16 protein-coding genes are annotated in these 13,165 nt (G+C 37.2%); 7 read left to right on the top strand and 9 right to left on the bottom strand.

Features of this window, described 5'->3' with window-relative positions:
- Nucleotides 1–23: 23 nt before the first annotated feature.
- The 3 genes from EAX61_RS07615 to EAX61_RS07605 all read right to left on the bottom strand — a co-directional run bounded on the left by EAX61_RS07615 (nucleotide 24) and on the right by EAX61_RS07605 (nucleotide 2,600).
- Nucleotides 24–584, bottom strand: a complete 561-nt coding sequence (locus EAX61_RS07615; RefSeq protein WP_121917084.1) for a hypothetical protein — start codon at nucleotides 582–584, stop codon at nucleotides 24–26.
- A 160-nt stretch (nucleotides 585–744) separates the two neighbouring features.
- Entirely contained in the window at nucleotides 745–2,031 is a 1,287-nt protein-coding gene (locus EAX61_RS07610; RefSeq protein WP_121917083.1) for a DEAD/DEAH box helicase, read from the bottom strand.
- 119 nt (nucleotides 2,032–2,150) lie between these two features.
- Nucleotides 2,151–2,600, bottom strand: a complete 450-nt coding sequence (locus tag EAX61_RS07605) for a KTSC domain-containing protein (protein WP_121917082.1) — start codon at nucleotides 2,598–2,600, stop codon at nucleotides 2,151–2,153.
- Nucleotides 2,601–2,777: 177 nt separating this feature from the next.
- Here EAX61_RS07605 and EAX61_RS07600 point away from each other — a divergent pair, with 177 nt between their 5' ends.
- From EAX61_RS07600 to EAX61_RS07590, 3 genes are all read left to right on the top strand, one after another.
- Nucleotides 2,778–3,932, top strand: coding sequence for a PAS domain-containing sensor histidine kinase (locus tag EAX61_RS07600; protein WP_121917081.1), 1,155 nt, complete (start codon nucleotides 2,778–2,780; stop codon nucleotides 3,930–3,932).
- A 139-nt stretch (nucleotides 3,933–4,071) separates the two neighbouring features.
- The gene (locus EAX61_RS07595; RefSeq protein ID WP_121917080.1) at nucleotides 4,072–4,641 is read left to right on the top strand and encodes a Crp/Fnr family transcriptional regulator; all 570 of its coding nucleotides are present in this window, start codon (nucleotides 4,072–4,074) and stop codon (nucleotides 4,639–4,641) included.
- Nucleotides 4,642–4,707: 66 nt separating this feature from the next.
- A complete protein-coding gene (locus EAX61_RS07590) occupies nucleotides 4,708–5,442 on the top strand; it encodes an acyl-CoA desaturase (RefSeq protein ID WP_121917079.1) in 735 nt (244 codons plus the stop codon).
- A gap of 142 nt (nucleotides 5,443–5,584) precedes the next feature.
- Here EAX61_RS07590 and EAX61_RS07585 read toward each other — a convergent pair whose 3' ends face one another.
- On the bottom strand, nucleotides 5,585–5,776 hold the full coding sequence (locus EAX61_RS07585; protein ID WP_121917218.1) for a cold-shock protein: 192 nt from the start codon (nucleotides 5,774–5,776) through the stop codon (nucleotides 5,585–5,587).
- A gap of 214 nt (nucleotides 5,777–5,990) precedes the next feature.
- A complete protein-coding gene (locus tag EAX61_RS07580; protein ID WP_121917078.1) occupies nucleotides 5,991–8,309 on the bottom strand; it encodes a T9SS type B sorting domain-containing protein in 2,319 nt (772 codons plus the stop codon).
- Nucleotides 8,310–8,530: 221 nt separating this feature from the next.
- Between EAX61_RS07580 and EAX61_RS07575 the strand changes: the two genes are divergently transcribed.
- Nucleotides 8,531–8,887 carry a DoxX family protein gene (locus EAX61_RS07575; protein ID WP_121917077.1) on the top strand — a complete coding sequence of 119 codons (357 nt, stop codon included), beginning with the start codon at nucleotides 8,531–8,533 and terminating at the stop codon, nucleotides 8,885–8,887.
- Here EAX61_RS07575 and EAX61_RS07570 read toward each other — a convergent pair.
- The gene (locus EAX61_RS07570; protein WP_121917076.1) at nucleotides 8,876–9,241 is read right to left on the bottom strand and encodes a DoxX family protein; all 366 of its coding nucleotides are present in this window, start codon (nucleotides 9,239–9,241) and stop codon (nucleotides 8,876–8,878) included. The genes EAX61_RS07575 and EAX61_RS07570 overlap by 12 nt on opposite strands.
- Before the next feature lie 241 nt (nucleotides 9,242–9,482).
- On the opposite strand from EAX61_RS07570, the gene EAX61_RS07565 reads away from it, so the two are divergent.
- Nucleotides 9,483–9,809, top strand: coding sequence for a hypothetical protein (locus EAX61_RS07565; RefSeq protein ID WP_121917075.1), 327 nt, complete (start codon nucleotides 9,483–9,485; stop codon nucleotides 9,807–9,809).
- Nucleotides 9,810–9,939: 130 nt separating this feature from the next.
- Nucleotides 9,940–10,242 carry a YtxH domain-containing protein gene (locus EAX61_RS07560; RefSeq protein WP_201739432.1) on the top strand — a complete coding sequence of 101 codons (303 nt, stop codon included), beginning with the start codon at nucleotides 9,940–9,942 and terminating at the stop codon, nucleotides 10,240–10,242.
- A 47-nt stretch (nucleotides 10,243–10,289) separates the two neighbouring features.
- Here EAX61_RS07560 and EAX61_RS07555 read toward each other — a convergent pair whose 3' ends face one another.
- From EAX61_RS07555 to EAX61_RS07545, 3 genes are all read right to left on the bottom strand, one after another.
- The gene (locus EAX61_RS07555) at nucleotides 10,290–11,210 is read right to left on the bottom strand and encodes an EamA family transporter (RefSeq protein WP_121917074.1); all 921 of its coding nucleotides are present in this window, start codon (nucleotides 11,208–11,210) and stop codon (nucleotides 10,290–10,292) included.
- Between the two features lie 15 nt (nucleotides 11,211–11,225).
- Nucleotides 11,226–11,729 (bottom strand): peptide-methionine (S)-S-oxide reductase, encoded by a 504-nt coding sequence (locus tag EAX61_RS07550; RefSeq protein WP_121917073.1) that lies wholly within the window; start codon nucleotides 11,727–11,729, stop codon nucleotides 11,226–11,228.
- 66 nt (nucleotides 11,730–11,795) lie between these two features.
- Nucleotides 11,796–12,047, bottom strand: coding sequence for a DUF4834 domain-containing protein (locus EAX61_RS07545; protein ID WP_121917072.1), 252 nt, complete (start codon nucleotides 12,045–12,047; stop codon nucleotides 11,796–11,798).
- A 121-nt stretch (nucleotides 12,048–12,168) separates the two neighbouring features.
- Between EAX61_RS07545 and EAX61_RS07540 the strand changes: the two genes are divergently transcribed.
- Complete coding sequence (locus EAX61_RS07540; RefSeq protein ID WP_121917071.1) at nucleotides 12,169–13,164, top strand: transporter; 996 nt, start codon at nucleotides 12,169–12,171, stop codon at nucleotides 13,162–13,164.
- The last annotated feature ends 1 nt before the right edge of the window (nucleotide 13,165 follow it).

Genomic DNA, 13,165 nt, shown 5'->3' with positions numbered 1-13,165 from the left:
ATACCCTCTTAAAATCTTGGTATTTAATCTTCCCAACCCCACGGAGCACCAGGTGTTTCAATTTCTTTAGTAAGGTCCATAACTACTTTAAATATGCGATCTGTACCTAATCTTTTGAGGTTGTATGTAAATGATGTCTCGTCTACGGTAATCCACCAGACGTTTGTCGCTGCTCCAGGAATCATTTGTTGGGTATGCACATCTGCTGGAAAAAATTGGATATCTGATTTGCCCGTATTGCTCGATGTTCCTCCATAAAAATTTACTTCGTCCTCTGTTCCATCCTCGTGACGGTGATCGTGTTTTAACGTAATGATTCCGTCATTCATTGTGAGTATCCACGTTCTCGATTTGTCGTCGCCCACAAAAAAGGGTATTTTAATCTGATTCTCATCACAAGATCTAACGTGCATGACCAGCTTCTTCCCGCCAAAGGCTTCGTCTTCTTCTGGTAAAACTAGCTTCCCTTCGTATGCCTTACCGCAATGAGCTTGCAGGGTATTCCAGAACGTTTGTGACGGAGATTCTTGGGCGGCAATTGTGATTGTAAATAAAAAGACGAAGGCAGCTGTATATGATTTCATAAACGGAGTTGTACAGTTTGTTAAATACCAAATGTAGCCAATTTAAACCCTAAAGCTTTTCTACAATACAACTTGCCCAAAATTTTAGATATATAGCATCTACCAATGCCAGAATCTAAAATAATGAGGCATTAAGTACTCATTTGCCGTAAGGGTTATGTTAAGCTAGTTTTTCTGCGAGTAGTTTATCGATGAGTTCTTCCTTAGTTAAATGATGAAATACGGCCTGAACTTTCTCTTTCAGCTCAGGAGAAATATCTCGGTTGGGCTTTGTTTTAAAGATTTTCTTAGCCCAGAGCACGGTGTTGTTCTCTTCTATTTGTTGTGGGGTCGCTTTCGCGAAAGCGGAAAAAGAAATCCCTAACTCGTGTTCAAACTCGGCAATCTCGTGCACTTCTTCTTGTTGCAAAACAGTGAGCGCATAACCACTAGCCCCCGCCCTAGCCGTACGGCCGCTTCTGTGCACATACATATCATAAAATTCTGGTAAGTGATAGTTTACCACATACTCTATCTCGCGCACATCAATCCCACGGGCCGCTAGATCTGTGGCCACAAGAATATCGATGTGCCCTTCCCTAAATTGCTCCATCATTCTATCACGTATGGGCTGCGAGAGACTACCGTGTATGGCCCCAGAGGAAAACTTATTAATAGCAAGATTTTTGGCAAGTTTATTTACTGCAGCCTTGGTTTTACAAAAAATAATACCGCGCTGCCCCAACCTACTGTTTAAAAAGTGCATTAACACGTCCAGTTTTTCTATGGGCTCCACTACTACATACTCGTGCGTGATTTTTTTACTCCCAAGGGTTTCCATCTCAGAGCTAATCTCGAGCGGATTCTTACCCAAGTAATTTTGCACAATTTGCTTAATCGCACCCGGCATCGTCGCAGAAAATAAGAATGTGCGCCTGTTGTTAGGCATTTCGGTAACGATCGTGTCAAGACTTTCCTTAAGTGAGGTGACCATCTCATCGGCCTCATCAAGCACGAGATAATTTGCTTGTGTTATATTAATCGCTTTACGCTCAATTAAATCAATGAGACGTCCTGGCGTTGCAACCACAATTTGAGCAGGCTCCTTAAGACGTTCTATTTGTGATTTTACAGGAACACCTCCATAAACTACAGCGCTTGTTACTTCTGGTAAATGGGCTGTAAATGAGGTCAGGTTAGATTGAATTTGCTGTCCCAACTCCCGCGTAGGGACTAGGATTACAGCCTGTACCGTAGGATTTGTACGGTCAATTAGTTGCAACAAGGGAATCCCAAAAGCAGCTGTTTTTCCAGTACCTGTCTGTGCTTGGGCAACCACATCCTTTTTTGAAGTAAGCATTGCAGGTATCGCTAACTGCTGAATATTTGTGGGCGCCGTGATCTGAAGTGCTTTGAGAGCCTCCTGAATAGGATTTATAACTCCTAATGCGGTAAATGTATTTGTCATATACTACGGTTTGTGATGGAGGTAAGTTACGCTTTCGCGAAAGCGTAATCAAAAACAGCCCTAAGAATTTTAAAAAATTTTAGAGCTGTAAATATCTATGGGTCAAAATAGTTTAAGTACTATGCCTCTTGTAAGTGACGCTTGGACTTGCGATAATTGTGTTTAGGGTAGATGTTACGTTTTGCAAAACGATTAAGATTCCCTGCATTTATCATTTTAATATATATCTGCTTGGTCACTCCAAAATATTCGTAAGTTGTTCCGTCTGTAAACGTAATTTCAAGCAATAACCCTTTGTGCTGATAATCTGCAATTGCAGCATTTGTTATGGTCTCCGTATACGCCTCAAGATTTGCTGCCTTGGTTTCTGGCGCCATACTTACTAGGAAATGGTATCCATCGATAATACGGCGGCTCATTACCTCTGCCTCTTCTTGCCTTGGATCACCCTCTTGAAACTTATCTGGATGCCACTCTTTTACTAGATTTCTGTAGCTTTTTTTAAGCTGTTTGAGATCTAACTCTTTCTCTACTCCAAAGAGTTTCTTAAATTCCGTTATACGCTTCATAGTCAGGGCTTTTAATTTTGCGCGAAACTACTTCTTTTTAAACGATAAACGGTCTTGAACCGTTCTAAATTTAATTTACTGCCTCTATTATCATTTTTAAGTGTACAAACTAGACGGTTAAGCATTACAATTCAAAATTAATTTTGAATATCTTTATTTAAAATTGAGTGTCCAGATATGCGAGATGATTTTCAAAAGCGAACGGAGAGGGAATTAGCTTCTATAAAAAGCACCTTTGAAGATAACAATAAATTATCCTACGAGATTTTCCAGCAAATGCCCATAGGTATTTGTATCACAAATCCTAAAGGCTATTTTACAGATGTAAATGCAACGTATTGTGATATTTATGGATATACCCGTGAGGAGCTTATCGGGAAGCCATTTACCGTTGTAGTGCCTGAAGATAATAGACAAACTCTTGAGAAGCTGCACGAAGATTTCCTTGAGAAAGAATACGAACTTCAAGGACGCTGGACTGTTCAAAATAGTAGAAGTGAAACTTTTGAGATTATCACAAATGCAGCTTTCCTGATAGATGAGCATACTCAGGAAAAAAGAAAAATGACGCTAGTGGTAAAAGCTGCCGAACTTGAACTTACCGTTAAGAGGCTTAGAACTACTATTGAAATTTTAGAAAATAAAATTAAAACTCAAGATATTGCAAATAGACTCGCCGAACACGATATGCGTAATCGCATAGGCTCTATGGTATCAATTGCAGATATTTTATCAAAATCAAATCTAGACCCTGTACAGTCTAAATGGGTCCGTATGCTCAAAGATATAGGCAATGACACCCTTAACCTGCTCACTTCATCCAAAGACTTTGCCCAAATGGAACGTGGTGAGTATATACCTACGCTTTCTAAATTTGACCTTTTAGAACTTATTGCAAGTACAACAGGAGAAATGCGCGAACTCATTGAAGAAAAAAAAGCAACAATAGAGCTTTACCACAACAATATCATTGCAGAGCCAGAGGAGGATGAGCTCATGATGGAAGGTGATAAATTTTATATGAAGCACCTTTTCCAAAACTTACTTCGCAATGCAATAGAAGCTTCTCCAGAAGGTAAAAAAGTAACTATCGCTTTAGAAACTAATAATCTATTTGTTATTAACATCAAAAATTCGGGTGTTATTCCTGAAAAGATGAGAGCAAAATTCTTTGATAAATACACAACAGAAGGAAAGGATAGAGGAACAGGTCTAGGAACGTATATCGCAAAGATGATTGCAGAAATACACGACGGCAATCTTACATTTCTTACGGGAAAAGACGATAGTACGACGCTCATATTAAAATTACCCAAGACAATTTTAATTTAAGGTTCTTTAGTATCTAAGTCGCATAATAGCTAATCTTTAAAAATGGCAATATTCCGATGCTTCTAGTTAAATCACCTTCTGTGATTTGAGATACACTCCTGTTAATAGGTATCTTTATGCTCTAACTTAAATAAAGCGTTTGGATCAGATCAAGGCATACTTAGACTCAATAGCAGAAATCTCTGATTCTGATTGGACTTTTTTTACTTCGAGATTGAAGCGCCGCCACATTCCGAAGAAATGTATTTTTTTAAAATTGGGAGAAATAGAGCACCATATCTCTTTTATAGAATATGGTGTAGTACGCCTCTTTATACCTAAAGACGATTCGGAGAAAGAAATTACTTTTGGCTTTAGCTTCAAAGATCAATTTATAAGTGCCTATGACTCTTTTCTAACACAAAATCCCTCTGCTTATCAATTACAAGCACTTACAGATACTAGTATCTTAAGTATTACATACGAAGATTTACAAGATGTCTATAAAACAACTCAAATAGGAAATCTTATTGGAAGACTTACAGCAGAAAGACTATTCCTATTAAAATCAAAACGAGAGCAAGATCTACTCAATCTAACAGCTGAGCAATTGTATATTAAAATTTTTAAGGAGCGGCCAGAGCTTTTAGAGGTTATTCCATTAAAATACATAAGTTCTTACATAGGTGTTACAGCACAAGCTTTGAGCAGAATAAGAAAAAGGGTATAATATCAATTTATTGATTTAGGTTCATTGTTTTGATGTTATTGTAAAATTACCTTTACATAAAAAGGTATGACTATAGTTATTTTTGTTATAGTGCTCTGGTATGGAGGGCTTTTCTTTCAATCTTTCTTTCTGCATCGTTATGCAGCACATCAAGTATTTACAATGTCAAAAACAATGGAGCGCATCACCTTTGTGCTTACTTGGATTTTTCAAGGTTCCAGTTATTTAAGCGCTTACGGTTATGGTATTATGCACCGTCTACATCACGCATTTACAGATACAGAAAATGACCCACACTCCCCTTCTTATGACGACAATTTGTTTGCAATGATGTGGAAAACAAAGACGATCTATCAAGACATTAATACGCAACGCATAGCGGTAGACCAACGTTTCACTAAAAATGTACCGCAATGGAAAAGTTTTGATGCCTTTGCGAGTTCAAGATTCTCAAGAATACTTTGGATTAGTTTTTATATTATATTCTTTGTGTTCTTTGCTACAGCTTGGTGGCAATGGTTGCTACTGCCTGTTACCTTTTTAATGGCTCCTATACACGGTGTCATCATAAATTGGTTTGGACATGTATATGGCTACGTCAATTTTAAAATGAAGAATACAAGCAAGAACCTTTTTCGCTTTGATTTTTTGATGATGGGAGAAGGATATCACAATAATCACCATAAGCACGCTAGCAGAGCAAACTTTGGTGTAAAGTGGTATGAGATTGATATCACTTACTTAATTATAAGGATCTTAGACGCTTTGAAGGTGATACAATTAAAACCTATAAAAAAATAAGTACAGCTCTTTATGTAGTCATCCATTCCCGATTGCAGTTAATGCTTGAGCTATAATTTGCACAGCAATTTAAACATATAAATTGAATACAAAAAAAGCCCATCTTGCGATGAGCTTTTTGTAAAAACTTGAAATATATCTACTAGAGAACGCGTACGTTCACTGCATTTAATCCTTTGTTTCCTTCTTTAAGTTCAAATTCTACCTCGTCACCCTCACGGATTTCATCTACTAATCCAGAGATGTGTACGAAATGATCTTTTTCAACACCTTCTTCTGTGATAAATCCAAATCCTTTAGTTTCGTTGAAAAATTTTACTGTTCCTTTGTTCATTGTAATGTAATTAAATTTATAATATTTACTTAAGTGCAAATGTAATGCCATTAATTCTAATTGCACTTGAATTAATTCCTTTATTTTCAATAATTTGTGTAATAATAATGACCAAGCTCCTGTAGTCAAGGTACTCAGCACTTTAAGTCTTTTGTAAAAAGGTGAATTATCTGGTATACGCTTTCGCGAAAGCGTATTAATAACATCTAAATGATCATCTAATTAAAGTAAATCCGCCTGTAAAAGTCCTTCCATCAGAGAGTTTTACCTTGTACCAGTACCCATTTGTTGGTAATGTAGCACCTTGATATTTACCATTCCAGCCAGAACGCATATCCTTTGCTGTGTAAAGTAGTTTGCCAAAACGGTCAAAAATCATAAATGATTCTGTTGGATTATCCCTAGTAACCCCCTCAACACGCCAAAAATCGTGATACCCATCTCCATTAGGTGTGAAATATTTGGGAAATCCTATCACAGACACTTCCTCTACAATTGTTCCACAGCCATTAATATCTCTTATGTAGACCCGATGGGTGCCAGGAGTGACGTTTGTAAAAAGTCCATTTTCTTGATAAGATCCATTGTCGAGTAAAAATTCATATGCTCCTCCTCCACTCACGGTAACATTAATGCTATTATTGTTAATACCATCGTTAACCACAACGGCTGTTACTTCAGGAAGTTCTGAAGCGGTTATTGTTATTGTCCTTGAACGAGAACAGCCACTAGATGAGGTTACGGTTACTTCATAGCTTCCAGTTTCATTTACAGCAATGGCGTTAGTCTCATTTGGGATTGAAGACCCGTTATAGGTCCAAGCATAATTGTATAGTTCAGGATTTTGCACACCGCTCTCTATCATTATTGGAATTGGTGCTTCATTTATGCAATACGCCACAGATGTATCTTCAGGAAGCAATGGCGCAGAAGCAATGAATAGGTCCAAAGGAGCTATTGCATAACAATCTCCGCTATTTTCTACCCTTACGTATAAGGTTTGTCTATTTCTGACCTCGTTAGTAAATGGATCTGATAACCCATTTACTTCAAATAACGCATCTCCAGATGAACGATAATAATTTACAGTCGCTCCAGAAGGTAATAAAGATTGGAAGGTGCTTGTAAAATTGATTAACGGCGTTTCGGTAAATCCATCATCTATCTCGTCAGTATCACAAATTGTAATATCATCTATTATAAGTGTATTAAAAGCTGTTGTGAGCTCTACAGCGGCAATACTAAAACACCCAGAACGATTTTCTACTCGGGCATAAACAATTTGATTTTCTGCGCTGTTCTGAAACGATCTAGGATCCGGTATTTCATTAGTATTTGCGATCGCAAATGCTTGAGTGGTGTAATATGCGACTACAAGAAGTTCGTTATCATTATTAGTAATAATATCATTTGCTTGAAGTAAATTAAATGATGTACGACCATTATCATCTGGATCACATTGCTGTAAAACCGTATCAAATGTTTCGGGCAGCTCTCCATATTCTATAGTAACCTCCCCGAAAGATGTACAGCCGTTTCCTAAAGTAACCACCACTCGAAAGGTTCCAGGATCCTCCACAAGAAGGGTGGGATCTGTTTCTGATAATAGCAACTCATCATTCTTAAACCAGGCGTAGCTTGTCGCCTGAGAGTTTGTAGCATCTAGAAGCTGGGTTTCATTTGGGCAAAGAGCACTTGCAGTACTAAGCAACCTATTTTCTCCTAGATCTGTAGCAAGTTTAAAACTCCCTCCTTCAAGAAATACCGCAGAGTCAAAACGAAAATTTTGCTCATCTGCGATGACAAGCTTGACGTGATAGGAAATATTAGGAATAACTTCTGTTGTTGCTGTGAGTATTTTAGTCTGTCCGTTAAAATTTATAGGCACGTCTGCACCATTAAAACTTTCAAAATAGAATTCATTTTCGGCAGCACATCCGCCTGGTATTTCTGGATGTACGGTAGTAACTTTTACAGGGGTTTGGGTATCTGGAACGAGCGCTATATTTTTATATTGCTGCTCATCTCCCCGCCTTATCAAAAAACCAAACAAATCTGAAAAACGGCAGGTATTTGCATCATTTTCCTGATATTCTTCTGAAGCAAATAGATAGCGGAAACTAATTTCTGAAGCTACACTTGTGAAGTCAAATTCTATTATCGTAGCGTTTGTAGTGTTACTCTCATCCAGAATGTCTTCGAGATCTCTATCTCCTGCCCATCCCTGAGCATCATCGTCACTTAATGTGGTATTGGGACCATCTACATTCTGTAATCTACCCGTACTTAATACAAGTCCGTTCTCAAATGGAAAGTCGGTTCCTGACGCGTCAAAATAACCGTAGCTCTGATCTACTCCTTGAAAATCTCCTCCCACAACATTTGTAACAACAACGTCGCTTATGCAATCACTTTCTATCAGTATGTCCTCTATCAACTCTTGTGCAGTAAATGACTGACTGTCTACTTGTATAAACTGTCCATACATACCGCTGCCAATAAGGAAAATCAAAAGGGGAAATAGATTCTTCATTCTTTTTCTAGCGCTCCAAAAATAAGAATATAGGAAGCAAGTTTTTGTCTGTAAGAGGATGTAATTTGCTTTTTCAATGTATTTGTAGAGGCCAGGCAGCTTCTATAAAAAAAGCAAAGAAATTTTACTACGCACTTTTTTTCGCTTTCGCGAAAGCTATATTCTAATTAAATCCAATCCTCAGGCCTAACAATAAAAAATAGCATTACTTTTAAGTTGCTATGAAAACACTTTTAGTTCTTATCCTATTCTCGTCAGTATCGTTTCTTTTTTTTGGTATAGGTTGTTTTATTGACCCTCGTATGAAGGCAGAATTTATACGCTATAATCTGGACAAACATAGACCACTCGTAGGAGCACTTCAGGTTGCTGGTGCCGTGGCATTATTAATAGGATATTTTTATATACCACTACTTGCCTTTATTGGAGCTGTGGGATTATCTGTTTTAATGCTTTTTGGGTTTGGTGTGCGCCTTAAGATTAAGGACACGCCATTACAGTCATCACCCTCTCTGATTTATTGTATACTTAATGCTGTAATTGCTTACTCTATCTACGTAAATATGCTATATACTTAAAGCGAGATAAACGCACATACTCAAAAATAAAAGCGCCGGAAAAGATTTTTTTAAAGGATCATTAATTTTAAAATGCATTACTACAGATCCAGCTAATAATATAGCTAACCCAATTGCACACGGTCGCAAGAGTTCAGGAAACCAGATAGCAGCAATGAGACCTAGCGCCCCAATTACTTTTAAAGTTCCGACAGCATAACACATCCATACGGGTAGCCCATATACTTGAAATTCTTCTTTGATGTTTTGAGCGTTTCCGCCACGCCATTGTGTTGGTTTATTGTATTGCAATAACCAGACGTTTAAAAGACTTAACCCAACAATGAGCTGTAATGCGTAGCTAAAATATTCCATATATTTTTGTTTAAAAGTTACGGTTATTCTCAATTATGGGAAACTATTTTAACTACTATTAAACAGTTTTTCAAAAATTTTTCTGCTGGAAAGTGTTTTCGTTTTGTTCGCTTTCGCGAAAGCATAACCCAAATGAGTTCAATTTGTTTAATCGTTTTAATTATTAGTTAAACATTTTATAAAACAAAAGGTAGTGTCAAAATCAATCTTAATTTTACTCTAAACCAAAAAACTGAAAGTTATGAGCCAAGAAAATACACTTATCATTAATGGTCTTCACAACCTAATAGACTATTCGACAAGAGAAAATCAGAAAGCGCACAAAGGGTTTCAAGAGCTGCATAATGCCATCATTAAACACTTCTTTAATGCCTCAAGTGTCACGATAGATAAAATAGAAAAAACTATTTGTCTCGGTGTTGCCGTATTATCAAAAGGCTGTAATGTGACAATAAATTATGATGATCTAAATGCCTTCCTAAAGTCTTGCGTAAGAGCAGATGCTGGAAACATAACATTCTATAAAAACTTACTCCATTACTACACCCTGACAGAGGCTGTAGCATAAGAAGATTGCTAATTCTTAAAATTGATTTAGTAAGTCATAAATGTTTACTATGGACATCATAAAGTACTAGCTCGTGCTCTATGGCAGTAGTATATTTGGTATACACAAAATTTAAATATATAAACGAGCTATGGAAAAAAGAACCAAAGGATTAATAGGAGCAGGAATCGCAACGCTAGCAGCTGGATTATTCGGATACTGGAAATATAAAAATATGAGTCCTGAAGAAAAAGCAAAATTAAAGGCTAAAGCACGTAAGGCTGGAGATACTATAAAAGAGACATACGAAGATGTTGAGGGACAAGTTTCTGACAGATTAACACAACTTAAAGGTGCTCTAGAGCGCGAAACAAATAAAGCTAAAAACTCTGCTCAAAGAACGGCAGCATATACCGAAGATATTATCGAAGCAGAAGTCGAGAAAGTATCATAACTAGTAAAAAGTAGATTAAATTGAAAATCCCGCAATTGCGGGATTTTTTATGCCTTTTTACCAGTGGGCTTCCTTCCCTCCTTCTGACGAACAGTATTTATAAAATAAACACCAGTAAGAAGAATCCCTGCGGCAATAATAGATTGTGTGGTAACAATTTCTTCCAGAAAATACCAGCCTAAAAATAAGGCGATTACAGGATTTACATATGCAGATGTGGCGACTTTTTCTGTAGACACTTTTTTAAGTAAATAATTAAAGGAGGTAAATGCCGCAATCCCACCAAATAATATCAGGCATCCCATAGATATCTGAGCGCTAGAACTCCAGTCTAACGGAGTGTTCCAGGTTTCTTGTAAAATAAATCTACTTCCCAAAGCGAGTAAAACTCCTGCAGTAACCATCTGGTAACCTGTGGCTATAAAAAAATTCTTGGGTAAATCTGCTTTGGCAACAAAAAGGCTGCCTATACCCCAACTAATGATACAGGTAAATATCATTACAATTCCTAAAACGGCACCTTCTTGCAAAGCAATATCACGTTGACTCACAAGCAAATACATTCCAAAGAGTCCCAAGCAGACGCCTATCATAGATTTTGGTTTGAGCGCTTTACGTTGTGAAATACGCATCATTACGAGTATGGATAACGGTTGTAATGCCGCCAGCAATGCGGCAAAACCGCTATTTACATAATTAAGTGCCCATACAAATACCCCATTACCATACGCAAGAAATAAAAATCCTGCAAGAACAGAATTGAGAAATTGCTTTTGAGTGATTTTAAGAGATCGCCCTGTCGCCGCTGCAATTATAAAAATAAGAGCTCCGGCAATGGTAAATCGCAATGAGGCGAGCATAAATGCTGGTGCTTCAGAGACCACAATCTTATTCCACAAATATGTTGAACCCCAGAATACGTATATCGAGAAGAAAGCGAGAACAACGAGATAGGTCTCTTTTTTCATAAAACAGACGAGCAATTAACTCGCAAATGAGGGATTATAATGATTTTGAAACTTTTCTAAAATTAGTTTCAATTTTGGCGCAATGTAGCGTTTACAGAATGGTTTTTCTGGGTTTTTCTTATAATAATCTCTGATAGACTCCCGAGATGCTTTAAATATTTTAAAAGGTAATACTTGAGTAATTAAGGGCCTATTAAAATCTTGTTGGAATTTTGATATATATGCTTTCGCAAAAGCAAAATCCTCCTCGTTAAAATAATAAACTGCTGAGCGATAATTATCTCGCATACTGTGATTAGAGGTGCTTTCGTGTGTATAAAGATGAATTTCTATAAGTACTTTTAAAGAAATTTGCTCCCGATCATAATATATAATGACAGCTTCAGATAAAGAATCATAGGGAAGCTCTGAAGCCATATACCCTTGTTCAACTTTAAAAACCCCTTTTATGGATTGAAACACGGCCTCGGTACACCAATGGCAACCACCGCCAAAAGCGATTTTACTATTAGAACTCATAAAATATCACAGCTATAGCGTTGCCATACTTTGAGCAAATTGCTCTTTAAAGCGTGTGAGGGTTAATTAATCTATTTCTTCGTAGTCTATGTATTCACCTACCACTTTGGTAGATTTTTTAGCAACAGGTTCTTTTTTGGGAGGTTGCGTCTTACCTGGCTGTTGAGATCCTTCAAAACCTTTAAAGACACTTTCCATTTTTTGACCTGCTTTTTTGGCTATGTAACGCATTAAATAAGGCATAAGTAACTTCCCTAAAAACTTTAGAGAAAAATATACCAACAGAATGATTAATATCGTTTTAAGAAAGCTTTCCATACGGGCTTGTCTATTTTCACATCATTGTGGTAAAATTAATGATATTGAGCCGCAACTAGCCCCCGTCGAAGCTTAAAAAAATGATAAATTCTGCTATATTTGAACTCCTAACCCTACTATTATGTCTAGATTACTTTTAGCTTGTGCTGTGACAATTTTTGCTTTAAGCGGAAAAACCTATGCGCAGTACACAGAAACATTAAACTCAAATAGACCTGGACAGTCACAGGGAGCCTATGCTGTAGGGAAAAATGTATTACAATTTGAAGCTGGATACGATACGGGGAGTGATAAACATCAACTTCTTAATACTGATACAGATATTTGGGGAATTGATTTTAGTGCACGCTATGGAGTCTGGAAAGAACAGCTGGAAATTAGTGTTTTAGGTCGTTTTCAGAATAGCACGCTAAACTTTACAACGGGCAACGTTGCGCAAAGACAGTTTAGTGATTTTGAAACACTGACCCTCGGTGCAAAATATCTTTTTTATGATCCAGGAAAAAACGAAGAGGAAGAGGTAAACCTATATAGCTACTGGGCAAACCGTAAGTTCAAATGGAAGAATCTCATCCCGTCTGTTGCGGTATATGCTGGAGCAAATTTTGGAACAAAAGACAACCCATTTTTTACGGTGCAAGAAGGAATAAGCCCTACGGTAGCAATTATTACACAAAATAATTGGGGTCGCTGGGTATGGGTAAACAATGTCATAGGAGAATACATAGGTACAGATTTCCCATCCTACACCTGGATTACTACAATGACCCATTCTTTTACACCAAAAATTGCTGGTTTTCTAGAGTTTCAACTCATAAATGGGGATTTATATTCTGATCAGATTATTAGAGGTGGTGCCGCATATCTTTTTACACCAGACTTTCAAGTAGACATTTCAGGTTTGTTTAACCTTAAAGATACTCCTGCCCGTCAGAACATAGCATTAGGAGCCTCTTATCGTTTTGATATGCACAATGGTGATGAAAAAATATTTCTAGATGATGGAAACACTGGCGAAAGCAAACTAGACAAGAAAATGAAAAAGAAAGCCGCAAAAAAGGCTAAGAAAAAGAATAAACGTAAAGATGTGCCAGACTTTGACGGTGACGGCATATAAT

The organism is Dokdonia sinensis, from assembly GCF_003688895.1.
In the GTDB taxonomy this organism is placed as follows: domain Bacteria; phylum Bacteroidota; class Bacteroidia; order Flavobacteriales; family Flavobacteriaceae; genus Dokdonia; species Dokdonia sinensis.
The sequence above is the reverse complement of the archived record's forward strand: the minus strand, read 5'-3'. Positions and strand labels throughout refer to the sequence as shown.

Bases quoted from the DNA above. Each gene is read 5' to 3' on its own strand.
- EAX61_RS07560 (WP_201739432.1), top strand. From the start codon at position 9,940: ATGGAAAAAAGAACCAAAGGATTAATAGGAGCAGGAATCGCAACGCTA.
- EAX61_RS07580 (WP_121917078.1), bottom strand. From the start codon at position 8,309: ATGAAGAATCTATTTCCCCTTTTGATTTTCCTTATTGGCAGCGGTATG.
- EAX61_RS07570 (WP_121917076.1), bottom strand. From the start codon at position 9,241: ATGGAATATTTTAGCTACGCATTACAGCTCATTGTTGGGTTAAGTCTT.
- EAX61_RS07585 (WP_121917218.1), bottom strand. From the start codon at position 5,776: ATGAACAAAGGAACAGTAAAATTTTTCAACGAAACTAAAGGATTTGGA.
- EAX61_RS07575 (WP_121917077.1), top strand. From the start codon at position 8,531: ATGAAAACACTTTTAGTTCTTATCCTATTCTCGTCAGTATCGTTTCTT.
- EAX61_RS07590 (WP_121917079.1), top strand. From the start codon at position 4,708: ATGACTATAGTTATTTTTGTTATAGTGCTCTGGTATGGAGGGCTTTTC.
- EAX61_RS07600 (WP_121917081.1), top strand. From the start codon at position 2,778: ATGCGAGATGATTTTCAAAAGCGAACGGAGAGGGAATTAGCTTCTATA.
- EAX61_RS07605 (WP_121917082.1), bottom strand. From the start codon at position 2,600: ATGAAGCGTATAACGGAATTTAAGAAACTCTTTGGAGTAGAGAAAGAG.
- EAX61_RS07610 (WP_121917083.1), bottom strand. From the start codon at position 2,031: ATGACAAATACATTTACCGCATTAGGAGTTATAAATCCTATTCAGGAG.
- EAX61_RS07615 (WP_121917084.1), bottom strand. From the start codon at position 584: ATGAAATCATATACAGCTGCCTTCGTCTTTTTATTTACAATCACAATT.
- EAX61_RS07540 (WP_121917071.1), top strand. From the start codon at position 12,169: ATGTCTAGATTACTTTTAGCTTGTGCTGTGACAATTTTTGCTTTAAGC.
- EAX61_RS07555 (WP_121917074.1), bottom strand. From the start codon at position 11,210: ATGAAAAAAGAGACCTATCTCGTTGTTCTCGCTTTCTTCTCGATATAC.
- EAX61_RS07545 (WP_121917072.1), bottom strand. From the start codon at position 12,047: ATGGAAAGCTTTCTTAAAACGATATTAATCATTCTGTTGGTATATTTT.
- EAX61_RS07565 (WP_121917075.1), top strand. From the start codon at position 9,483: ATGAGCCAAGAAAATACACTTATCATTAATGGTCTTCACAACCTAATA.
- EAX61_RS07550 (WP_121917073.1), bottom strand. From the start codon at position 11,729: ATGAGTTCTAATAGTAAAATCGCTTTTGGCGGTGGTTGCCATTGGTGT.